The organism is Mesorhizobium sp. M2A.F.Ca.ET.043.05.1.1 (assembly GCF_003952445.1).
Taxonomy (GTDB): Bacteria; Pseudomonadota; Alphaproteobacteria; order Rhizobiales; family Rhizobiaceae; genus Mesorhizobium.
Window position 1 is genome coordinate 367,692 of sequence record NZ_CP034446.1, and the last position, 22,193, is coordinate 389,884.

Below are 22,193 nucleotides of genomic sequence, written 5' to 3' on the forward strand. Positions count from 1 at the left end.
CTCCGGCGGCGCAGTTTTCGCTTTCAGCAGAGCTTGCGACATCGCAATCGCATTGGTACGGGTTCGGGAAAGCAGCGGCTGAAGGACTTTCCTATGGTGCATTACGCGGACGGAAAACCGCTTGGCGACCTCACGCTGCGCACGCTCGCCATGCCGTCGGACGCCAATGCGGCTGGCGACATCTTCGGCGGCTGGGTGATGGCGCAGATGGACCTTGCCTGCGGCATCCGCGCCGCCGAGCGCGCCAAGGGGCGCGTGGTCACCGCAGCGGTCAAGGAGATGTCCTTTGCCAAGCCGATGAAGATCGGCGACACGCTTTGCATCTACACCCATGTCGAGCGCGTCGGCCGCACCTCGATGGTGCTCAAGGTCGAGGCCTGGGCGCAGCGCTACCTTTCCGACCTGATGGAGAAGGTCACCCATGCCGATTTCGTCATGGTGGCGCTCGACGGCGAAGGCAAGCCGAAGCCGGTTCCGGCCGAGAGCTGACAGGCTCCGATTCTCCGCGAGCTTGCCGTTTTGTAACAACGCCCGCGCGGCAGATGCGCTTCGCGACATCCAATGGTTGCCTTCGCGCCCCAGTTTGTGGTCGCGAGGGGGAAAACAATGCGTCAACACATGCTGAACGGCTGGCTTGTGGCAGCCCTTATTGCGCTGATCTGCCTGCTTGGAATAACGGCCTATGTTGAGGTCAGCAAAGACCTTCCACGCGTCGCCTGCGTGAGGGACCCGAAGGCGATCGACAAGAAGGCCGCGCAGCAGGAGACCTGCTCGACGGCGTGCTGCAACACTACCGCTGCAAGCGCCTGATCGGTGGCCGGCTAAAGACAGTCATCCTTGTCGAGAGGGCTGCGCGGACACACCTGCGAGGCTGGCTGCGGAGCCGAAGCTAATCCGATCAAAGCCGGAAGGGACGATAGGTCCGGCGCCGAGCCGCAACGGTTCATCCAATGGTTCAGAAACCTTTGAACCACAAGGGGTTCAAGCCTGCTGGCTGTCGAATCTCGCCCGCGCCTCGCGAACCCGATTTGTGTTCTTCCGGGCCCATTCGCCAAGCGCGCCGACCGGCACGAGCAGCTCATGACCGAGCTCGGTCAGCTCGTAATCGACGCGTGGCGGAATGGTCGGAAACACTTTTCGCGTCACGAACCCATCGCGTTCCAGTCCACGCAAGGTGGTGGTCAGCATTTTTTGCGAAATGCCACCGACGGCGGCGCGCAATTCGTTGAAGCGCATCGCGCCGTCACCCAGCTTGCCGACCACGAGCACGGTCCATTTGTCGCCGACCCGCTGCAGGATTTCCGACACGGCACGGCAGTCTTCGGTGATATGCGGGTGCCTCAGTAACATAAACGTGCCCCCTTGCGCGCTCGTTTGTCAGTATCACATATAGCGCCGGTATCCAAACGATACCAAAAATTCCCGCAAGGAGAGCCCCTTATGTCCAAGCCCAAAATCGCCATCGTCGTCGGTTCGACGCGCGCCGCCCGCTTCGCCGACGTGCCGACGCAGTGGATCGCCAAGATCGCCAAGGCCCATGCCGACATCGACGTCGAGATCGTCGATCTGCGCGACTGGCCGCTGCCCTTCTTCGACGAGGTCGCATCCTCCGCCTGGGCGCCGTCGCAGAACGAAGTGGCGCAGCGTTGGCAGAAGAAGGTCGCCGAGTTCGACGGCTTCATCTTCACCGCCGCCGAATACAATCACGCGCCGACCGGTGTCTTGAAGAACGCCATCGACTACGCCGCCAATGAATGGAACAAGAAGCCGGCCGGCTTCGTCGGCTATGGCTCGGTCGGCGGCGCACGCGCGGTCGAACAGCTCCGCCTCATCGCCGTCGAGCTGCAGATGGCGCCGGTCAAGTCGGCCGTCCATATCGCCTGGGGCGATTTCCTTGCGTTGCGCCAGGGCGAGAAGAAGCTCGAGGATCTCGAGCACCTGAACCAGGCCGCCGTGGCGCTGGTCAACGACGTCGCCTGGTGGGCGAAGGTGCTCAAGGCGGCCCGCGCCGCCGACGCGATCGCCGGCGAAGCCCAGGCCGCTTAAAGCGCCTGCGAAAAATCATCCTCCCGAAGGGCGGCGCTTGCGTCGCCCTTTTCAATGTGCGGTGGACTGAAAACCACCGATGTTCCCTGGACCCAGCTTGATCCCATAAGCCGGCGCACTGTCCTGCGTTCGGCCCGGCGACGTTTGGCGGTCCTTGACCGCTCGGAGCGGTGCTTTAGATGCAGGACCGAATCCGCTGAAAGACGAAGACGGTCGTGGAGGAGCGGAATGCCTTGGCTTGGCAGATGGCGCAATCAGTATGGGTCCGTCCTCGATATCACCCGCGAGGACGGCGGCCGGATCGAAGGCACGTTCCGCACGGCGCTCGAAGACAGCAGCTTCTATGGACAGACCGTGCCGATATTCGGCATCGCGCACGGCGACGTCATTGGAGTGACGGCCGCCGGCGAGGGTACGGCCGGCCCCGCCGCGGTGAGCTACACCGGCATATTGCGGGACGGCAAGCTGGAGACGATGTGGCTGACGGTGGCGGGCAGCACCATCACCGGCAAGGAGGGCGAAATCGCTTCCCGCAAGCAGGTCGGAACCTGGCGTGCCTTAGGCACCAGCCTCGACACCTTCGTCCGAGAATAGCCAAACAGCCAGCAGATACTAGTGGCACTGCACAGGGATTTTGACCGGTCGGCTCTGTTTGCGTTGGCAGGTGGCATGCGTTGGAGATTGGCCGCAACGCCCCATCGCGATCGTCATTCCAGGGCGGAGCAGGAGCGAAGCTCCGTCGCGAAGACCCTGGAATCCATGCCGTTACCTTCGCCACGGCGTGCAACGGAGCAAAATTCTGCACCGCGGTAACGCTTCCAAGTCACGGCATGGCAACTGTGTTCATGCGAAGGCGATTTTGTCGCGCATGATGGCATTGAGGACGACCAAGAGCTTCCTTGCGACGGCGATGATAGCCAGTTTCTTGGAGCCTGAGCGGGCAGCAAGTGCGGTGTAGAAGGTCTTGAAGCGCTCACAGGTTCTGATGGCGGTGAGGGCAGCCATATAGAGGGCGCGGCGCACGCGTGATCGCCCGCCCTGGATATGGCTCCTGCGGTTGAGCTTGCCGCTCTTGTTGTCGAACGGGGCAAGGCCGGCCAGTGCCGCGATCGCCTTGGGTGAGCGCTGGCCGAGCTCGGGCAGGAGCGCCAGCAGCGAGAGCGCGCCGACCTTGGAGACACCGGGCACGGAGACCATCAGCGCATGGTCGCGAGCGGTGTCCTGGTTTTGACGAATGACTTCGGCAATCTGGCTCTCGAACGCCTTGATGCGCGTGTCAAGGAAGGAGATCGTCTCTTCCAGATCGGCAATGACGATCTCATCGAAGGCCTCGGCGAGGTGCTTCTTCAGCGCTGCCCGCATCTCGACCAGGTGGTCGCGGTGGCCGGCAAGCGATTGAAGCCGCTCGACTTCTTCGCGCGGCGCCGGCTCGGCTTCAGGGTTATAGCGACGGCCATAGTCGCTCAGCATCCTGGCATCGAGAGGATCGGTCTTGGCGCGCCGGCGCGTCGACTTCGAATAGTGGTGGGTGTGTGCCGGGTTGTGCCGCGAGAACGGCACGCCGGCCTTGGCCAGCGCATGACGCAGCAGCCGGTCATGCACGCCTGTCGCCTCCATGACGACGAAGTCCCGACTGGGATCAAGACCCGCCACATAAGCCGCGATCGCATCGGCCTGGTTGTCGATGCGCCGAAGACGGCCGCTTGTCTCATCAAAAAAGTCGAGCCACTGCTTGGAGATGTCGCAGCCGACATAGTTCTGGGCTATCATGTCCACGCCTCTTCCTGTGGTGCGAGGTCTGCTTGTAACAGCCCCGTGCAACTGTTCAGGTTGATGGTTCACCGGTGGGAAGGGACCGGGCCATGCCACGGCCTGTCCGAAAGGACGACCAGGATCCACTCGGTCTCCTTCCCACTTCGAACCATACACCAGAACCAACACACAGGATTCTATGGTCTGCGCCGCGTCGCTTCGCTCCTTGCTCCGCCATAGAATGACGAGGTTGGGGCGGCTTCAACCAATCCCCGGCGTTTGCGTTGATTTCACGCAAATGAACGGAAAATCTTGCGCCAAGACAAACGGCAACCTTTCAAAATCCCTGTGCAGTGCCACTAGGGCCGCGCACAACTTCGTGTCGGTCGATTCCAAAAGTCGTGCCGCAAAGCGACTTGCATTATGCAATTAACCAGGCTATTTGTGACTTGCATATTGAAAGTAAGTCACGAGAATGGTTGCCAGGACGAGCTTCGAAACGCGCCCATGCCCGATCGCGCGCAGTCTTGACGAGGTCGGCGAGTGGTGGAGCATCCTTTTGCTGCGCGACGCATTCCAGGGCCTGACGCGCTTCGACCAGTTCCAGAAGAGCTTGGATATCGCGCCCAACATCCTGACGCGGCGGCTGAACAGCCTGGTCGAGCGCGGGCTGTTCGAGAAGCGCGCCTACTGCGAGCGGCCGCTGCGCCATGAATATGTGCTGACGGCCAAGGGCCGCGATTTCCGGCCGGTGCTGCTTACGCTGCTTGCCTGGGGCAACCGGCATCTGGCGCCCGAGGGCCCGAGCCTCGTCGTGGTGGACACGGCGGACGGGCGCTGGGCCGATCCCGTCCTGGTCGACAAGGAGACCGGCAGGCAACTCGACAGCGGAGGCTTCGCCCTGGCGACCGGACCGACGGCCAGCGATCGTATGCGGAAACGCTACCGCTTCAGCAGCGAAGGGCCGGGCTTGCCGCTGATCGAGAATGGCGGCCAAGAAGAGGCGCGAAGCAGATGAACAAGGCTCTTTCCCCGGCCGAGTTGCGGGCCTCCGTCGTTGAAGCTCCGAAGCCGGCGAGGAAGCGGCGCAAGCCGTTGCTGCTCGGCGCAGCCCTGATCGCCATCGCTGCCGCTGGTTGGTATGGCGCCGAGTGGTGGCAGGCCAACCGCTTCATGGTGACGACCGACGACGCCTATGTCGGCGGCAATGTCACGCCGCTGGCGCCGCGCGTCGCCGGCCATATCGACCAGGTGCTCGTCGAGGACAATCAGCATGTCAGCGCCGGCCAGCCCGTCATCCGCATCGACGACAGACCGTTCAAGGCAGCGCTGGAACGCGCGCAGGCATCGGTGCAGCAGAAGCAGTCGGCGCTCGACAATCTGCGTGCCCAGATCTCGCTGCAGAACTCGCTGATCGAGCAGGCCAGCGCCGATCTCGAGGCGAAGAGCGCCGCCGCTCTCTTCACCGCGCAGGACGCCAAGCGCTACGCGGTGCTTGCCAGCGCCAGGACCGGCTCGCAGCAGGATGCGCAAAAGAGCGCCGCGGCCGACGGCCAGGCGCAGGCCTCCGTCGCCGCCGCGCGGGCGGCGCTTGCGGCGTCGAGGCAACAGCTCGACGTCCTCAACACCCAGATTTCGGAAGCGACGGCGGAAGTCGCGGCCGCCAAGGCGGATCTCGACACGGCTGAGCTCGACCTCGGCTTCACCGAAATCCGCTCGCCGATCGACGGCATCGTCGGCAACCGGCTGGCGCAGGTCGGCACCTATGTCTCGCCGGGCAGCTATCTGCTGACCATCGTGCCTGTTTCGGGCCTGTGGGTCGACGCCAATTTCAAGGAAGACCAGCTACGCGCCATGGCCGACGGCCAGGCCGCGACCGTCTATGCCGATATCGCCCCCGACCAGCCGCTCAAGGGCCATGTCACCAGCCTGGGGCCGGCCACGGGGGCGATCTTCAGCGTCATCCCGCCGCAGAACGCGACCGGCAATTTCACCAAGATCGTGCAGCGGGTGCCGGTGAGGATCGCGATCGACGCCGACCAGTCGGGCAAGGTGGCGCTGCGGCCCGGCCTGTCCACTGTCGTCACCGTCGATACCGGATCGCGCTGAGGGCGCCATGTCAGCGCCGGCCGCCCCGCAATCCTTCCTCGCCAGCATCCTGCCGTTCATGGTGATGTGCGTGGGTATGTTCATCGCGCTGCTCGACATCCAGATCGTCGCCTCGTCGCTGCAGGATATCGGTGGCGGCCTGTCGGCCGCGCAGGACCAGATCGGCTGGGTGCAGACCTCCTATCTGGTGGCGGAGATCATCGTCATCCCGCTGTCGGGCTGGCTGACGCGGGTGTTTTCAACGCGCTGGCTTTTCACCATCTCGGCCGCCGGTTTCACCTTGGCCAGCATGCTGTGCGGCTTTGCCTGGAACATCGAAAGCATGATCGTGTTCCGGGCGCTGCAAGGGCTGCTCGGCGCCTCGATGATCCCGACGGTGTTCACCTCGTCCTTCCATTATTTCCAGGGCCCAAGGCGCGTCTATGCCGCCGCCGTCGTCGGCAGCATCGCCTCGATCGCGCCGACGCTTGGGCCGGTCATCGGCGGCTGGATCACCGATACGTTGAACTGGCACTGGCTGTTCTACGTCAATGTCATCCCCGGGGCGGTCATCACCGTGCTCGTCGCGCTGCTGGTCAAGATCGACAAGGGCGATCTGTCGTTGCTGAAGGGCGCGGACTATATCGGCATGGCGCTGATGGCGGTCAGTCTCGGCACGGCCGAATATGTGCTGGAGGAAGGCTCGCGCTGGAACTGGTTCGATGACGCCACGATCCGCAACGGCGCAGTTGTCGCCGTGGTGACGCTCGTCCTGTTCGTCGTCCGCAGCCTGACCTATGCGCAGCCGGTGGTCGACTTCCGCGCCTTCGGCAACCGCAATTTCGCCATCGGCTGCTTTCTCTCCTTCATCACCGGCATCGGCATCTTCGCCACGATCTATCTGACGCCGCTGTTCCTCGGCTATGTGCGCGGCTACAACGCGCTTGAAACGGGGCTAGCGGTGTTTTCCACCGGCGTCGCCTCGTTGGTCGGCGTTCCGGTCTACATCTTCCTCGCCAAGCGCTTCGACACGCGCTGGCTGATGATGTTCGGCCTGGCCTCCTTTGGCGCCTCGATGTGGAGTTTTTCCGCCATCACCAGCCAGTGGGGCTCGGCCGAGCTCCTCCTGCCGCAGATCTTTCGCGGTTTCCCGCAGGTCTTCGCCGTGGCGCCCAGCGTCAATCTCGGGCTGGGCAGCCTGCCGCCGGAACGGCTGAAATATGCCAGCGGCCTGTTCAACACCATGCGCAATCTCGGCGGCGCGGTCGGCATCGCCATTTGCGGCGCGATCCTCAACAACCGCACCAATTTCCATTTCCTGGCAATCGCTTCGCATCTGACGCCGCAGAACGAGGCGGCCATGCGCTTGGTCGACAACGTCGCGCAGCGCTACGGCCATTTGCCCGGCGCCGTCGACGAGGGCCATGCCGCCGCGCTGAAGCAGCTCTGGCAGCTCACCTATCGCGAGGCTTCAACCATGGCCTATGCCGACGCGTTCCTGGTCATCATGGTGGCGTTCGTCATCGCCACCGCGCTGGTGCCGTTCCTGCGCAACGTGACGCCGAAGGCGCCGCCGCCGGACGCGCATTGAGGGGCGCGCAAGTGCCGCGGGCAACGCAGTTTACCGCGAACCCGCCCCAAACCAGCGGATAAAAGCAGCGTCCTTGCCGGTGATGTCCTTCACCGCTTTCAGCAACGCCTCGTGCAGGATTTGCATGGAACGGTAGTGATCGCATTGCGTCGATATCAACGGGGCCACGATACTGCGATGCAGCTCTCCCGCCGCCATCAGGAACCGCTGAAGCTCCGACTCCGACAATTGCTTTGCCTTGTTGCGACGAACCACCGCGACCTCCTGCGAGAATCGCCCCACCAAGGATTAAATTCCTATATGCGTCGGAGAATTTCCAGCGACCGCTGGTTGCCTTTTTCGACCTATCGTCGCCAGCCTACCACTTCACGCTGAAGCCGACGGAGCCGCCGAACGCATGACTGTCGCCGAAATCCTCCAGGCTGGAGCGCGCGAGCAGCTCCCCATGGACGGAATAGCGGTCGTCGGCCCAGCTCAGCGAGCCGCCGACGCCGAGGCCACCCCAAAGCTGCTGCGGCTTGCTGGTCAGCCCGGTGCCGGAGACATCGACATCGGTGCCGTCGAGGAAGTCGTAATAGAGATTGGCGATGCCGTAGACATGCGAGCGGCTGGTCTGGCCCGCGCTGCCCTTCCATTCGCTTTCGTAGTCGGCGGAGAGGCCGAGGCGGCCGGTCAGGCTGTCGCTGCTGCCGTTGGAGACCAGCGCGCCGTAAGGATCGGTGAAGGTGTCGAAGTCGACCGAGGCGTAGGAGAGCTGCGCCTGCGGCGTCAGCGACCAGTTGCCCGCGAGCGCGATCTTCTGTCCGGCCTCGATGCCGAGGCCGTAGCCGAAGCCGTTGTTGCCGTCGGCGAGCTTCTTGCCGAGCGTCGCGGAGGACAGATCGCTGTCGAACCAGGTGAGCTCGGCCTGGGTGTCGACATAGAAACCGTTCTTGCCGTACCAGGTCAGCGTGCCGCCGAAGCCGTAGCCGGTGGCGTCGATAGAGCCGGTGCCGAAGGACGAGGAGACGTCCGATTTCACGGTGCCGTAGTGGACGGTGAGACCGCCGACCAGCATGCCGGAGGCGGTTTCGGAGAGCAGCAGGTCGAGGCCGGCCTGCAGCCGCCAGAGGTCGGCGTCATAGTCGGTGCCGGTGGTGCTCGTGCCCGGCTCGAACTCGCTGTGCGAGGCCTCGATGCGCCCCCAGATCGGGTTGCCGCCTTGGCTGGCGCTGCCTGTCGCCGACTGGTCGGCGACAGTCCATGAGCGGTTGCCGATGCGCTGCTGCAGCGTGCCGAGCTGGGTGAAGCTCTGCAGCACGCCGGCATAGGCCTCGTAGACCGGCACGGCGGGTGAATAGAGCGGCGAGGTCGGGCCGCCCGGATCGACGGGATTGATCAGCGCCGAGCGCAGATACCAGTCGCCGTCGGCCGGCGTGCTGACGCCGTTCTGGTAGAGCCGGTAGGCATAGGCGCCGGCGACCACAGCCTGGTCGCCCTGGAAGACATAGTCGCCCTGCAGGTTGAAGGTGCCGGCCGAGGCGCCGCCGACATCGATGATCTTGATGCCGTCGACGGTCTGCGCGCCGGCACCGCCAAGGCCGATCACCTTGATGTTGGCGGTGCCCGAGGTGTCGCCGGTGATGATGAGCTTGTCGGTGGAAGAGGCGTCGCCGTCGAGCATCGCTTCGATCTCGACCGTGCCGCCGGCGCCGGTGAAATTGCCCTGGACGGTCAATTGGCCGATCGAGTTGCCGGGCGCGATGATGCCGCCGGTCTGCAGCGTCGTCGACCCCACCGTGCCGTTGCCGCCGAGCGCGCCGCCACTCAGAACGGTCACCGCGGAGTTGGCGAGGGAGCCGTTGACCGAGAGCTTGCCGGCCCCGATCGTCGTGGCGCCGCTCAGCGTGTTGGTGCCGGTGAGGTTGAGATTGCCGCTCCCCAACTTGGCCAGCGTGCCGGTGCCGGAGATGATGGCGGAGAAGGTGGCATCGGCCGGCTGGTCGAAAACCAAAGCCGCGTTGTCAAGGATGTCGCCGGTGCCGAAGCTCGTTGCCTGGCCGATCAGCGTGCCGGTCGAGATCGTCGTGCCGCCGCTGTAGGTGTTCGTGCCGGAAAGCACGAGCGTGCCGGTATCGGTCTTCACCACGCCGCCGGTTCCGGCGATCTCAGCGGCGACGGTCGCCGTCACGCCGGCGTCGGTCCTGATCGTCGTGGCGGCGGTGTTGGTGGTGAGCGTGTCGCCGTCGATCACATAGCCGTTGGTCATGAACTGCATGCCGGTGAAGCCGACCGTGCCGGCGGAATCATCCACCGTGACGGTGCCGGCCTGACCGGCGAACACCGCGAAATCCTGGCCCCACTTGCCGTTGATCGCGCCGTCGGCTTCCGTCCAGTTGCGGTTCGTCGCATCCCACACGCCGTCACCGCCGTCGATCACGCCGTTATCATGCAGCCCCGTATTGCCGCCATCCCAGAAGCCCAGCGTCACGCCGGCGCTGGAGATCAGATTGACCTGTCCGTTGATGGCGGTCTGGATGAAGAGATCGCTCGCGGAGACGGGCGTGGTCCCGAACTCAAGTCCGTTGTCCGTCAACGCACCGCCGTAGTTCATGAGCCGGTAGACGCCGGGACCGAAGCCGCCGACATCGGTGATGTTCAGCGTGCCGTCGAGGGTGAGATCACCGTTGACCACGATCAGGTCGTTGACGCCGCTGCCGACTGTCCCGGGAGTGCCGAGCTCGTAGTCGAGATTCGCACCTGCGTTGAGCGTCAGCGAACCGACCGTGAGCGTGCCGGGGCTGTCGCCCGGCGCGATTGTGCCATCCACCGTCACCGGCCCCGCGATCGTTCCCACGCCCGCCAGGGTGCCGGAACTGTTGACGCTGACGGCTGTATTTCCGAGCGAGCCATCGACACGCAACCTGCCTGCATCGACCGTCGTTGCGCCGGTATAGGTGTTGGTGCCCGAGAGCGTGAGCGTGCCTGTGCCCAGCTTGGCAAGAGAGCCGCCGGCGCCCGAGATCGAGCCGGAGAACAGGGTGCTGGCATCGCTGCCGATCGTCAGTTTCCTGTCGCCGAGAGCGACATTGCCGGCGCCCGACAACGAGCCGATCGTCTCGTCATCGCTGTTTATGCCGGTGATGCCAGAGGAGATGGAGGGCCGCGCGAGCGACAGCGTGGCGCCGGCCGCCATCGTCACGGCCGAGGCGTCGGGAATGGAGTCGATGCCCGTACCGACCGCAAAGAGCGTGCCGCCCAGGATTTGTGTCGCGCCCTGATAGCTGTTGTTGCCGGCCAGCACCTGGCGGTAGGCGCCGTTCTTGACGAAGCCGCCAGTTCCGGTGATGCCGCCGTAGAACAGCGCGATCGTGTTGGCGAAATTCGTGCTGGTCGTGAGGTCGCCGACAAGCTCCACCGTGCCGGCGTCGCCTGAGAGCGTGCCGATGGTCTCGTCGTCGAGGACGCGGAACACGCCGGCCTGGGCAATCACCGCAGACTGGTCGCCGATCGCGTTGCCGCCCTCGGCCTCGAGGGTCCCGCCCAGGATTCGCGTGCCGCCGGTATAGCTGTTGTTGCCCGACAAGGTCAGCGTGCCGGCGCCGGTCTTGGTGAGAAGGCCGCTGCCGCTGATGACGCCCGTCAGGCCAAGGTCGGCATCGGCCTGGACCGTGCCGTTGTCGGTCAGGGCGACATTGCGGCTGCTGGTGAAGCCGGACGTTGTCTGCAGCGTGCCGCCATTGAAGGTCAGGCCGCCGGAAGCAGCACCGAGATTTGTGTCAGCGGAGACCGAAAGCACGCCGTTGAAGATCGCGGTCCCGCCGGTATAGGTGTTGGCTCCGGTGAGTATAGTGGTGCCGGTGCCGATCTGGTTCACCGCGCCGCTGCCGGAGATCACGCCGCCATAGGTGTAGGTGTCGGAGCGGTCGAAGGCGAGCGTGCCGTTGTTGGCGACATTGCCGAGGATCGAACCGGTCGTACCGCCATTGCCGATCTGCAGCGTGCCTTGCGAGATCGTCCAGGCCTGCGTGGCGGTGTTATCGGCGGTCAGCGCCCAGGTACCGGTTCCAGTTTTTTCGAGGATGTCGAAATTCTGGTACAGGCCCGTGGCGCCGATCGCGCCGTCGAGGATGGCGAAGCCGGCGCCGCCGAGACGCAAAGTATCGCTGGTGCTTAAGGTGCCGGCGATCACATTGCCCACGATCTGCGAGCCGGCCTGAAGCTCGAGGGTCGCCGTGCTCGTTGCCGTCGTGCCGAACTGGATGGCGGTGGTGGAACCGGCGCCCGCGCGGATCGTGCCGCTGTTGACGATCGACATAGTCGTCGTCGAGGCGCCATCGAGACCGATCGCCGCCGCGCCGTTGCCGCCTTCCAAGGTGCCGGAGTTGGTTATCGAAATACCCAGTCCCCGTGCGCGAATCGCGAAGTTGCCGGCTCCAACCCCTGTCAGGTCCGAGCCGCCGCGGATCGTGCCGGAATTGACGATCGTCGCGGGCTTGGCGGTGCTACTGGTTACCCATACGCCGGCGCCGGCATATCCGCCCTGGCTGTTGCCGCCCTGAACGGTGCCGCTGGCATTGTTGATGAGCGTTGCGCCGAAATTGTTGATATTAACACCGGCCCCGTTGTTTCCAATGGGGTTGCCGTTTATCCCGCCGCCGCCGGTGACGGCGCCGTTGTTGACGAAGGTAATGACGTTTGTCAGCGACACGCCGACGCCGCCATTGGAACCAGACACCGTCGCCGAGCCACCGGTTATCGACCCGTTGTTGACGACCTGCGCGGTGGTGCCGCCCGCCGTCGTCACCCCGCTGTCGAAGACAAAGCCGACCCCAACTAGTGCAGTGCCAGTCTGGTTGGCGCCGGCGAGCGTGCCCGAAAGGGTCACCGTGCCGCTGACAAGGGTTCCGCCAGTGAAGCGGACATTGCCCGGGTTTAGGCCGCTCGGAGTGCCGGACAAGGTAAAGCCCTGCGTATCGATCGACAGCGACCTGGTCGGCGTCGGCAGTGTGTCCGGAGCCAGAATACCAAAGCTCTGCGTCATGACGATCAACTGGATGGGGTCGCTGTCGGCATTGGCCGAAATGATCGCGTTGCGCAGGTCCGTCTCGTTGCTGACGTAATAGGTCGTCGTTGCCGAGGCCGCGCTGGGGAGCAGGCAAGCAATCGCCGCACCGCTCACGCCCGCAAGGAGCATCCCGTCCCGCATGCGCCGAAGCGCGCCGCCGCTCGTCTTCATTGGTCTGCCCGCCCGTGAATCCGTTGCCCGCCACGCCGGATCGCCCGCACGGCGCACCGACCAAATCGCCGAGAGGTTAACTTGGCGTTTGATTCCTGTCGCGAAGTTGAATTGTCGATTATTGATTTATTGAGCACCGTTACTTAAAAGAAACATTAGAAAGTGAGAATATAAGCAGTATAAATATATAAGTAAGCCTAGGTTGAATTTATGGGCGGCAAACCAGCCGTCACTGCTGAATGTCGAGCTCGGCGGATCCGGCACGCCGCGTGCTGAAATGGCTGCCCCCTTGATAAGGGCGAAAGCATGTAGCCGCTTCCAAGCGTTTCTCCGTTCGGCACGAACGCCGAACGTTACGCTCGAAACGTGACCGTTACCCAACTCCACCTATTTTTTCTTCAGCAGCCGCGCCTCCCGAAGAAGCGAGCTGGCATCGATGCCGATCATGTCGACAAGGTCGCGGGCCTGGTCTTCTGTGATGCCGGTCTCCTTCATGAGAAACCGGACCCGGAACTCCTTCTCCGCCTTCAGTCGCTCGTCGCGTTCGTGCTTGCTCTCGGCCATGGATTTGTCCCCATGACCTGAAACCGCAAGTTGACGCTAAGGTTCCGCTCAGCGCGCCACAGGGCGATGCCCGTCGGGCAGGCGAGTGGCGATCAGCTTGTCGATGCGGCGGCCGTCGAGGTCGACCACCTCGAAACGCCAGCCTTGCGCGTCGACGCACTCGCCGGTCGTCGGCAGATGGTGGAGATGCGACAGCACATAGCCGGCGACGGTCTCGTAATCGCGGTTCTCCGGCAGGTCGATGCCCAGCACCTCGGCCATCTCGTCGGCCTGCATGTAGCCTGCGAGCAGCCATGAGCCGTCGTCGCGCTCGACGGCGTTCTCCTCCTCGCCGGCCTCGAGGTCGGAGCGGAACACGCCGGTGATCGCTTCGAGGATGTCGGCCGGCGTGACGATGCCTTCGAAATGGCCGTATTCGTCATGGACCAGCGCCATCGGCACGTCCGATTCCCTGAGCTTCTGCAGCACGTCGAGCGCGTCGGCCTGGTCGTGCACGATGGGTGCGTCGCGCACATGCTGGCGCGGATCCAGCACCCTGCCGGCCAGAAGGGCGGCCAGCACGTCGCGGGTCTGGATGACGCCGACCATGGCGTCGACATTGCCGTCGCCGACCGGCAATCGCGAGTGCTGCGTTTCCATCAGAAGCTTTCGGATCACCGTCTCGTCGGATTGCAGGTTGAGCCAGTCGACCTCGGTGCGCGGCGTCATCACGGCGCGCACGGCGCGGTCGCCGAGCCGCATGACGCCGGCGATCATGCGGCGCTCGTCGGACTCGATGGTGCCGTGGTGCTCGGCCTCGGCGACCAGCATCTTGATCTCCTCGTCGGTGACCTTCTCTTCCGCTTCGCCGGCCTGGCCGAGCAGCCACAGCACGGCGCGGCCGGAGAGGTCGAGCAGGAAGACGAGCGGCGCCGAGACGGTGGCGAGGATCGTCATTGCCGGCGCGGCCCTGACCGCGACGCGTTCCGGGTCCTTGAGCGCGATCTGCTTCGGCACCAGCTCGCCGACGATCAGCGAGGCATAGGTGATCAGAGCGACGACGATGCCGACGCCCACCGGGTCGGCGATGGTTTCGCGGATGCCGGTCGATGCCAGATATTGCGCCAGCCTTTCGCCGAGCGTCGCGCCCGAGAAGGCGCCTGAGAGGACGCCGACCAGGGTGATGCCGATCTGCACCGAGGACAGGAACTTGCCCGGATTGGAGCCCAGCGCCAGCGCGCGGCCGGCGCCCTTGACGTTGCGGTCGATCATCGCCTTGAGGCGGGCGGGCCGCGACGAGACGATGGCAAGCTCCGACATCGACAAAAGGCCGTTCACCAAGATGAGGACGGCAACGACGGCGATTTCAACGTAAAGCATGGGCGGTCAATAGCATTGCTGCAGTGCATTCGAAAATAGCCTGCCGGTATTTTTGGAAGATGACAGGCGCAATGTTCAGGCGGCATCCCAAGCTAGCGCCGCGAAATGCCCGACAAGCGCGTCGATGACCACGCGAAGCTTCGGCGTCAGCGCGCGCGTGAGGGGCCACACGGCATGGACGACGATGCGCTCGACCAGATAGTCGGGCAGGACCATTTCGAGCGCGCCGCGCTTCAGGCTCTGGCCGGCAAGCCAGGTCGGCAGGAAGGCGATGCCGCAGCCGGCGAGCGCGGCGTCCAGCATCGGCTCGCCGTGGCCCAGCACAAGCCGCGCCTTGGGCACGAAGGTGGTGAGACGGCCGCCGCTGTCGCGGATGGCCAAGGGTCGGACGACACCTTCGCGCCCATAGCCGATGACGCTGTACCGGGCGAGGTCGTCGATGGATTGCGGCCGGCCATGCCGCTCGAGATAGGCTGGGGACGCGCAGATCGCCGAGCGCTGGGCATAGATGCGACGTGCCGCAAGCGACGAAGAATCGTCGAGGTCGCCCATGCGTACGGCCAGGTCGATGCCTTCCTCGATCAGGTCGACGCGCCGGTCGTTGAAGGAGATCTCGATCATCAGGTCCGGGAACCGATTGGAGATGTTGAACAGCACCGGCGCGACGCATCGGCGGCCGAAGGCGAGCGGTACATCGACCCGAAGCTTGCCCGACGGCACCTGCCGGCGCGAGGCGAGCAACGCTTGCCCGGCCTCGATCTCGGCAAGCGCCCGCGCACAGGATTCGTAGTAGCTCATGCCTTCGCTGGTCGGGCTGAGGCTGCGCGTGGTGCGGTTGAGGAGGCGCACACCCAGCCGCTGCTCCAGTTGCGCGACCGACTTGCCGATCGCCGACTTCGTCACGTCCAGCCGCTCGCCGGCACGGGTGAAGCTGCCGGCTTCGACAGTGTTGACGAATGCGACGACGCCCTGGAGGTCGGCAGGGTCCATATCGAATTCCTTATTGTAGATTTTAGCTCTTCAATTTGTTGCCGAATATCCCGCATCGGAGCACTATTTTCCATAGTCGGATCGCATAAATCTCTCGCGCACCATCAACCAAGGAGCGCGACGCATGAGCACCGATAGCAACAGATCCTGGCAGATGAGCGGGTTCGGCCTTTCGAATCTGCGACCGGTGGAAGGCAAGATCCCCGATCCAGGCCCGCACGAGCTTCTGGTGCGGACGAAAGCCGTCTCGCTGATTACAAGGACAAGATGATCGTGGATGGCGTGCTCATCCCCGATCTGTCCTTCCCATTCGTGCCGACCTCGGACGCCGTGGGCGAGGTCGTGGCGGTCGGCGGCGCGGTGAGCCGCTTCAAGGTCGGACAGCGGGTGCTGGGACAGGTGATCGCCGACTGGCCGGACGGCGACGCGCCGGCTGTGCTCCACCAGCATACGCTTGGCTCCTCGCTTCCAGGCATGCTGTCGCAGCATGTCGTCTTCGGCGAGGACGCGGCGGTGCCGGCGCCGGTCTCGCTGAGCGATGTCGAGGCCGCAACGCTGCCGATCGCGGCGCTGACCGCCTGGTTCGCGATGGCGGAGGCGACAAGGCCGGTGCCAGGCCAGACCATCCTTATCCAGGGCACGGGCGGTGTGTCGCTGTTTGCGCTGCAATTCGCCGCCGCCTTCGGCTTGCGCGCCATCGTCACGTCGAGCAGCGACGAGAAGCTGAAGCGCGCCAGGGACCTCGGCGCGTGGCAGACGATCAACTACCGCAGCCAGCCGGCATGGGACGAGGCCGCTCGCGCCATGACGGACGGGCTTGGCGTGAACCATGTGCTGGAAATGGTCGGCGGCGACAATGCGCGCCGGTCGCTCAGCGCCCTTGCCGCCGATGGCCGGCTGTCCGTCATCGGCGTGCTCGGCGCGATGGAGATCAGCTTTCCGGTCGTTCCGTTCATGCGCAACCGCATCGTGGTCCAGGGCATTTCCATTGGCCATCGACGCGCCTTCGAGCGCATGAACCAGGCTATGGAGGCGCTCGGCATCAAGCCCGTCATCGACAAGGTCTACGGCTTCGACGAGGTGCCCCAGGCGCTCCAGCATCTGGAAAAGGGACCGTTCGGCAAGATCGTGATCACCACGAGCTGAGCGCGCGTGGCAAGGTCACTGCAGCGTCTTCAACACGCCGATCACGGCCATGCCGTCGGTGAAATAGGGATCGCCGCCGCCGTTGCGCCCAGACTTCGTGGCGCCGCTTCCCGGTATCTCGCTGGTGGATATAAGCAGACCGGCGGCCTTCAGGTCGCCGATCAGGAAGTCGCGTTCGGCGTCGATGTCCGGACCGATATGGTGAGTGATGGCGCCGGTGTCGTGGCTGAGGCCGACGCCGCGATCGAAGCTCGCGGCGCCCAGCCAAAGCGGGCGGCCGTCGTCGCCGACCGCGTCCGTCTGCCAGAAGCGGACATGGTGGCGCCGGTCGGCGCTGTCGCCGACCGGTTTCTCGAAGGCCAGGTCTTGGGCGCGGCCCTCGAACAACAGGCGGCTCATCGGCGCATCGGGGTAGGGGCGGGAAAACAGCACACTTTCACCGATATCGATCGCGGTCCTGAGGGTGATGGCATCGGCCGTGTCCCAGCCAGCGACCGCGAAGGCGTGGACCACTTCCTTCTCGGTGCCGACAAGGCCGACATTGATCGGATCGCCGGGAATGCCCTGCGGCGTATGCGTCACCATCTCGAAGGGGCGGGTGCGGAAACCGCGCTCCCGCCAGGTCCAGAATTCCGGCGCGGCGACGTAGGCGAGCGCCAGGTAGAAGGCGCAAATAGCCGCAAGCCAGATCGCCGTCCGCCGCCTCAGGCTTCGCTTACCCACGACCAACCGCTCCCAAATCCTTGCGCGACCATTTTATGCGGTGTTGGCCGTTTTTGGGCAAAGGCCTGTGGAGCCGGCGCGTTGTCGATATGGGATTTTCGTTGGCCACCTTGCGGTGATGCCGTGACGTTGCGTTAGGGACAAAGGCGGTGCAGAACGGAACTCATTCTGAACCGCTGCAACGCTCACAGGTAACGGAATGGATCCTCGGGTCTGCGCGCGTCGCTTCGCTCCTTGCTTCGCCCGTGGATGACGACTTGATCAGCGTTTCGGCCAATCTCGAAGGTTGGTGAACGCTTTGCCTCAAAGAAGCAACTCGCGCCTTTGGCGATTAGCCGAAGCGCCCGAACTTCGTCATCCACGGGCGGAGCGACGCGCAGCGGCGCGTAGACCCGAGGATCCATTCCGTGACGTGGCGCGAGGGAAAAAGGGGTGCAGAACGGGGGCCGTTCTAGACCGCCGCAACGCTCATGCGTCACAGAATGGACCTTGGGTCCACGCGATACGCTTTGCCTCCCTCTCCGCCCTAGGATGACGAAGGTGAGATGGGCGTCAATTTCCAACTTCAAGTCAGCGGCAGGCGCGGTAGCCGCTTTTGCGGTTCTTGATGTCGAAATGGAAATGGTTGCGGTGGTCGTAATTGTAGCCGGGCCCAAGCACCGTGGTGAAATATTCGCAGCCGTCGGCGCGCACATTGTTGAGGAAGCCGCGGGTGCGGAAGGCGAACAGGCCGGGCTTGCGCACGTCGATGTCGTCGCCATTGTTGAGCTCGATGCTCATGACGTCGAGGGCGTTGCCCTTGCCGTGCTCCGACAAAACACCTTCGCCCGCGATGTTGCGGCAGGAATAGCTGGAGCCCTGGTGGATCGCCCTGACGCCGGAGAAATAGCGCCAGCGGGCGGCAGGCTGCAACTCGTTCTTCGTCCAGGCGGCAAAGGTGGCGGCCATATTGCAGGTCAGCGTCGCCGCCGGCTTCATGGCGACGCTGCCGATCGCCGAGACTCTTACGGGGAAATCGATGCCGCACTGGCCTTCATGGATCGGCTGGACGTCCTGATAGACGACGCCCATCCGCTTCAGCTCGTTGCGGCAGTCGATCTCGCTGGCCGGCATCTGCTCGAGAGGCGACATCGGCTCGTCCATGCGCGGGTAGGCGGCCTGGGTCATGTAGGGGTTGGACGGAACAAGGCGCTGCATGCCGGAATATTGCGGCGCGTCGGGCTGTGGCACGGCCGCCGTCTGGCTGCCGACATCGACGGCCGGCTGCAGCGCAAAGACGTCACCCGTGGTACAGGCCGATATCGTCGCGATGGCGCCCGCTGCCAGCCCGGCAATCGCGATCCGCGCGCACCTGTTCCGTTGCGCCGTCACCAGCACAGCGCCAAGTCTTCGAGCCATTGAAAGGCGTCCTTGTCCCCGAATGACACAAGGTTAACCCTCAACAGTAAAGGAAAGATCAGCGCCGGCATTCACGCCTGGGGCGGAAATGCGGCGCTGTTCTTGCCGGGGACGCGACCGAACTTCCGGAATTGTGCCTATTGGCAGAAGGTGCCGCCGTGACGTCGCGGTTCCAGGTCGAGATGAAAATGCAGCGCATGGTCGGCGTCGGCGCCCGGCCCAAGCACCGTCTTGAACGGTCCGCAGGCGGCCTTGCGCACCGCGTCGAGGAACTTCGCATCTTTTTCCAGAGGCGCCGGCCTGACCTCGATCTTGCTCCCGTCCGACAAGGTGAAGCTCGCGATATCGAGCGCGTTGCCGAAGGCGTGTTCCGACAGTTTGCGGGTGCCGTTGCGCGGACGGCAGACGAAGGCCGAGGCCTGGTTGACCGTCTTCAAATCGGCGCCGAGTTCGGCCTTTGCCGTGGGCTGGACGACATCGGCCATGAAGCGAGCCGCTGCCTCGGCCATCGGGCAATTGAGCTCGGTGCCGGGACTGACGCCGATGGATCTGCCGAGCGTCTTCAAGATTATCGGATAGGGAATCGAGCAGCCGATTTCCGCATCGTGCTCGGCCTTGTGCTCCTCGAACTCGACGCCCAGCGCCTTCAGCCGTTCCCGACACGCGGTTTCCTCGGCCGGCATCTTGTCGGCCGGTACATCGGCCGAGCGGGGATCGGGAAGCATCTTTTCCTCGCCGGCATCGGCCGGCTTTTCCGGCGGGTGCGGCGCGGTTTCCGGCGGCTCCGGCTCCAGTTCGGCGGGTTTTTCGGTCGGCGTGGGGACAATCTCCGGCGTTTGCGGTTCGGGCTCCGCCCGCGCCCCAGATTGAGCGCCCTTCGCACGCGGCGGGCGGGCGCCCCATTTCGGATGCGACTTCTCCTGGTTGAGGAAGTCGTCGTTGCTGTCGAGGCGGCTTTTGCCTTGCCCGGACTTGTCGGCACGGTTTTCCATATCCTGAGGACGCGAGCCTGGCGCCGGTGTCGTTTGCGGCGTCTCCGGTACCGGAGCGGCGCTCTCGCTGGCCGGCGGTAAGTGTCTCTTGTGGCGGTGATGATGCTTGGCGGCCGTGGCCGGCGTTACCAACAAGGCTGCCGCCGCCAAAGGCAACGCCAATCTGCACAATCCGGAAATGCTCAGCGTTGCCATCGCCCCGAAACGGCAATCGCGTCGCGAAGTTGCCTGCACCGCCGGCCTTGCCGATCACAATCGGTTACCGGCGCGTTACGCGCCGATGGCTTCAAGGCCTTCCTCCAGCCAGTCGGCAAGCATCGGCAGGCCGAGCAGGTATTTGGCCGTGCGCTTCCTTGGGCGCTCCCTGGCGGCAGCCACCGCGTCAGCCCATTCGGATGCGTCATAGTCGCCGCGCCCGACCCAGGCGAGCGCGATCAACTCGGCCGCTTCGTCGATGTTAAGATCGTTGATCAGCTCGCGGAATTCTTCCTCGGTGAGGTTTTCCGCGGCCTCCTCGACAAGGCCGTCATGGTGATGGCTGGCATGCGCGTCGCCGTCGAACTCGACCTCATGCTCGGCGCCGTCGTCATAGTCCTCGTTGACGGCGGCGCTCAGCGCCTTGGCCTTGAGAATGAACAGGCGCACCGTGTCCGGGTCGATCGAAAGTTCCCACTCCTTCTCGCGGCGCTGCTGCACGGTCCTTCTCCACGTGATGCGCGTGGCCCCGATGATAGCGGATTTGCAGCGCGCGTCACGTCCGGAGGCAAGGCTCTCTTTCGGGTCGTCCAAAATAGTTCGGCAGGACGACGGCTTTTCGGGATGAAACCGGATCGGGCCGGCGTTAGTCTGCCATTGTCACGCTCACGGAGGCATCGATGCGCAGACGATTGCTTGTTCAAGTCATGGCCATTGCGGCGCTGCCGCTGTTCGTTGCCCCGGCTTTTGCGGCCGGTGAAGGTGGGGGAAGCGCCGGCGGCAGCGGTGGCCAGACGACCACCACCTGCAAGAAGGGCGAGGTCTGGGACAAGAAGAAGAACAAATGCGTGAAGCCGCAATATGGCATGCTGGACGACGACAGCATTTATGAGGCCGGCCACGATCTGGCGATGGCCGGGCGCTATGACGAGGCGATCTCGGTGCTGACGCTCGCCGCCAACAAGCAGGATCCGCGCATCCTCAACTATCTCGGCTATTCGCATCGCCATTCGGGCCGCGTCACCGTCGGCCTCGGCTACTACGAGGAAGCGCTGCGCATCGACCCGAACTACACGCTGGTGCGCGAGTATCTCGGCGAAGCGCATCTGCAGATCGGCGATCTCGCCGGCGCTCAGGAACAGCTCAAGGAAATCGAAAAGCGGACCGGCACGGGCTCGCGCGAATACGGCATGCTGTCCGAGCAGATCAATCATTTCCTGCGGAGCTGAACAAGGCTTCAAGCTCTTCGGGCCGGCTGCGAGCAATCGTAGCCGGCTTTTTGTTGTTCACCGCCGGCTGGCGTGCGCGAAAGCGGTGATCATTTCGCCAAACTTCATTTTTGCACGTGAAAATCGCGCCAAGATCGCTATATTCAGGGAAATTGCGGTGAAACGGTTCCGTTAGCCCGAGGCTGCCGGACCGTTTTCTTTTTGTACCCATTTGACAAGGCTGCTCCCGAAAAGCGGGGGTGGCGGCAGGAAAGGTCAGGCATATGATCAAGGTCCCGATGACAGGCGAGGGGTTCGCGTCATTGAAGGAAGAACTGCGTTGGCGCCAGCAAGAGGAGCGTCCGCGGATCATCGAGGCGATCTCCGAAGCGCGCTCGCATGGCGACCTGTCCGAAAATGCCGAATATCACGCGGCCAAGGAGTCGCAGAGCCACAATGAAGGCCGCATCAACGAGCTCGAGGATCTGATCGCGCGCGCCGAGGTCATCGACGTCTCCAAGCTTTCCGGCGACAAGGTGAAGTTCGGCGCGACCGTCGTGCTCGTCGACGAGGACACCGAGGAAAAGAAGACCTATCAGATCGTCGGCGACCAGGAAGCCGACGTGAAGTCCGGCCGCATCTCGATCTCATCGCCGATCGCGCGAGCGCTCATCGGCAAGGAAGTCGGCGACGCCATCGAGGTCAACGCTCCCGGCGGCGCCCGGGGGTACGAGATCGTCCAGGTGCAGTTCATTTAGTGCGCTTCGCCAGATCGGGATGACGTTTCATTGAATTGTCATCCTGATCTAACTCTTTGTTGGAACATGATCTTTCGGTTCTCACTTTTCGAGATCATGTTCTTGCGTCGATTTCTGAGCCGGCTCGCTGCGGATCCATTGCAAACGTTCGGAATTGGCTGAAGC

23 protein-coding genes are annotated in these 22,193 nt (G+C 64.1%); 11 read left to right on the forward strand and 12 right to left on the reverse strand.

Features of this window, described 5'->3' with window-relative positions:
• Nucleotides 1–93 precede the first annotated feature (93 nt).
• The gene (locus tag EJ069_RS01735) at nt 94–489 is read left to right on the forward strand and encodes an acyl-CoA thioesterase (RefSeq protein WP_042646168.1); all 396 of its coding nucleotides are present in this window, start codon (nt 94–96) and stop codon (nt 487–489) included.
• 72 nt (nt 490–561) lie between these two features.
• On the forward strand, nt 562–810 hold the full coding sequence (locus EJ069_RS01740) for a hypothetical protein (protein ID WP_245456414.1): 249 nt from the start codon (nt 562–564) through the stop codon (nt 808–810).
• A 171-nt stretch (nt 811–981) separates the two neighbouring features.
• Here EJ069_RS01740 and EJ069_RS01745 read toward each other — a convergent pair whose 3' ends face one another.
• Complete coding sequence (locus EJ069_RS01745) at nt 982–1,350, reverse strand: helix-turn-helix domain-containing protein (protein WP_126059794.1); 369 nt, start codon at nt 1,348–1,350, stop codon at nt 982–984.
• A 90-nt stretch (nt 1,351–1,440) separates the two neighbouring features.
• Here EJ069_RS01745 and EJ069_RS01750 point away from each other — a divergent pair, with 90 nt between their 5' ends.
• Complete coding sequence (locus EJ069_RS01750) at nt 1,441–2,046, forward strand: NADPH-dependent FMN reductase (protein ID WP_126059795.1); 606 nt, start codon at nt 1,441–1,443, stop codon at nt 2,044–2,046.
• A 228-nt stretch (nt 2,047–2,274) separates the two neighbouring features.
• Nucleotides 2,275–2,640 (forward strand): avidin/streptavidin family protein, encoded by a 366-nt coding sequence (locus EJ069_RS01755; protein WP_126059796.1) that lies wholly within the window; start codon nt 2,275–2,277, stop codon nt 2,638–2,640.
• A gap of 249 nt (nt 2,641–2,889) precedes the next feature.
• Here EJ069_RS01755 and EJ069_RS01760 read toward each other — a convergent pair whose 3' ends face one another.
• Nucleotides 2,890–3,816: a transposase gene (locus tag EJ069_RS01760; RefSeq protein ID WP_126059570.1), complete on the reverse strand. Its 927-nt coding sequence runs from the start codon at nt 3,814–3,816 to the stop codon at nt 2,890–2,892.
• A gap of 457 nt (nt 3,817–4,273) precedes the next feature.
• Between EJ069_RS01760 and EJ069_RS01765 the strand changes: the two genes are divergently transcribed.
• The 3 genes from EJ069_RS01765 to EJ069_RS01775 are packed head-to-tail and all read left to right on the forward strand — an operon-like array spanning nt 4,274 to nt 7,477.
• Nucleotides 4,274–4,816, forward strand: a complete 543-nt coding sequence (locus EJ069_RS01765) for a helix-turn-helix domain-containing protein (protein WP_126059797.1) — start codon at nt 4,274–4,276, stop codon at nt 4,814–4,816.
• Nucleotides 4,813–5,907 (forward strand): HlyD family secretion protein, encoded by a 1,095-nt coding sequence (locus EJ069_RS01770; protein WP_126059798.1) that lies wholly within the window; start codon nt 4,813–4,815, stop codon nt 5,905–5,907. The genes EJ069_RS01765 and EJ069_RS01770 overlap by 4 nt, the downstream gene beginning before the upstream one ends.
• A gap of 7 nt (nt 5,908–5,914) precedes the next feature.
• On the forward strand, nt 5,915–7,477 hold the full coding sequence (locus tag EJ069_RS01775; RefSeq protein ID WP_126059799.1) for an MDR family MFS transporter: 1,563 nt from the start codon (nt 5,915–5,917) through the stop codon (nt 7,475–7,477).
• Between the two features lie 30 nt (nt 7,478–7,507).
• Here the strand turns inward: EJ069_RS01775 and EJ069_RS01780 are convergent, their stop codons facing one another.
• The 5 genes from EJ069_RS01780 to EJ069_RS01795 form a co-directional block, all read right to left on the reverse strand.
• Complete coding sequence (locus EJ069_RS01780) at nt 7,508–7,732, reverse strand: hypothetical protein (protein WP_126059800.1); 225 nt, start codon at nt 7,730–7,732, stop codon at nt 7,508–7,510.
• A 103-nt stretch (nt 7,733–7,835) separates the two neighbouring features.
• Complete coding sequence (locus tag EJ069_RS01785; protein ID WP_126059801.1) at nt 7,836–12,695, reverse strand: autotransporter outer membrane beta-barrel domain-containing protein; 4,860 nt, start codon at nt 12,693–12,695, stop codon at nt 7,836–7,838.
• Between the two features lie 387 nt (nt 12,696–13,082).
• A complete protein-coding gene (locus EJ069_RS32625; protein WP_189476589.1) occupies nt 13,083–13,259 on the reverse strand; it encodes a hypothetical protein in 177 nt (58 codons plus the stop codon).
• Nucleotides 13,260–13,307: 48 nt separating this feature from the next.
• The gene (locus EJ069_RS01790; protein WP_126059802.1) at nt 13,308–14,618 is read right to left on the reverse strand and encodes a hemolysin family protein; all 1,311 of its coding nucleotides are present in this window, start codon (nt 14,616–14,618) and stop codon (nt 13,308–13,310) included.
• Between the two features lie 75 nt (nt 14,619–14,693).
• Nucleotides 14,694–15,608 carry a LysR family transcriptional regulator gene (locus tag EJ069_RS01795; RefSeq protein ID WP_126059803.1) on the reverse strand — a complete coding sequence of 305 codons (915 nt, stop codon included), beginning with the start codon at nt 15,606–15,608 and terminating at the stop codon, nt 14,694–14,696.
• Nucleotides 15,609–15,732: 124 nt separating this feature from the next.
• Between EJ069_RS01795 and EJ069_RS33100 the strand changes: the two genes are divergently transcribed.
• On the forward strand, nt 15,733–15,879 hold the full coding sequence (locus tag EJ069_RS33100; RefSeq protein WP_245456415.1) for a hypothetical protein: 147 nt from the start codon (nt 15,733–15,735) through the stop codon (nt 15,877–15,879).
• Nucleotides 15,876–16,754, forward strand: coding sequence for an NAD(P)-dependent alcohol dehydrogenase (locus tag EJ069_RS01800; RefSeq protein ID WP_245456416.1), 879 nt, complete (start codon nt 15,876–15,878; stop codon nt 16,752–16,754). Before EJ069_RS33100 ends, EJ069_RS01800 begins: the two co-directional genes overlap by 4 nt.
• A gap of 15 nt (nt 16,755–16,769) precedes the next feature.
• Here the strand turns inward: EJ069_RS01800 and EJ069_RS01805 are convergent, their stop codons facing one another.
• The 4 genes from EJ069_RS01805 to EJ069_RS01820 all read right to left on the reverse strand — a co-directional run bounded on the left by EJ069_RS01805 (nt 16,770) and on the right by EJ069_RS01820 (nt 20,563).
• Nucleotides 16,770–17,477: an LssY C-terminal domain-containing protein gene (locus EJ069_RS01805; RefSeq protein WP_126059804.1), complete on the reverse strand. Its 708-nt coding sequence runs from the start codon at nt 17,475–17,477 to the stop codon at nt 16,770–16,772.
• A 570-nt stretch (nt 17,478–18,047) separates the two neighbouring features.
• Entirely contained in the window at nt 18,048–18,875 is an 828-nt protein-coding gene (locus tag EJ069_RS01810; protein WP_126059805.1) for an extensin family protein, read from the reverse strand.
• 137 nt (nt 18,876–19,012) lie between these two features.
• On the reverse strand, nt 19,013–20,062 hold the full coding sequence (locus EJ069_RS01815; protein WP_126059806.1) for an extensin family protein: 1,050 nt from the start codon (nt 20,060–20,062) through the stop codon (nt 19,013–19,015).
• Nucleotides 20,063–20,137: 75 nt separating this feature from the next.
• A complete protein-coding gene (locus tag EJ069_RS01820) occupies nt 20,138–20,563 on the reverse strand; it encodes a DUF3775 domain-containing protein (protein WP_126059807.1) in 426 nt (141 codons plus the stop codon).
• Nucleotides 20,564–20,742: 179 nt separating this feature from the next.
• Here EJ069_RS01820 and EJ069_RS01825 point away from each other — a divergent pair, with 179 nt between their 5' ends.
• Nucleotides 20,743–21,291 carry a tetratricopeptide repeat protein gene (locus tag EJ069_RS01825; protein ID WP_126059808.1) on the forward strand — a complete coding sequence of 183 codons (549 nt, stop codon included), beginning with the start codon at nt 20,743–20,745 and terminating at the stop codon, nt 21,289–21,291.
• Here EJ069_RS01825 and EJ069_RS01830 read toward each other — a convergent pair.
• The gene (locus tag EJ069_RS01830) at nt 21,269–21,502 is read right to left on the reverse strand and encodes a hypothetical protein (RefSeq protein ID WP_126059809.1); all 234 of its coding nucleotides are present in this window, start codon (nt 21,500–21,502) and stop codon (nt 21,269–21,271) included. The genes EJ069_RS01825 and EJ069_RS01830 overlap by 23 nt on opposite strands.
• A 52-nt stretch (nt 21,503–21,554) precedes the next feature.
• Here EJ069_RS01830 and greA point away from each other — a divergent pair, with 52 nt between their 5' ends.
• On the forward strand, nt 21,555–22,028 hold the full coding sequence (greA, locus tag EJ069_RS01835) for a transcription elongation factor GreA (protein WP_027168132.1): 474 nt from the start codon (nt 21,555–21,557) through the stop codon (nt 22,026–22,028).
• Nucleotides 22,029–22,193 lie beyond the last annotated feature (165 nt).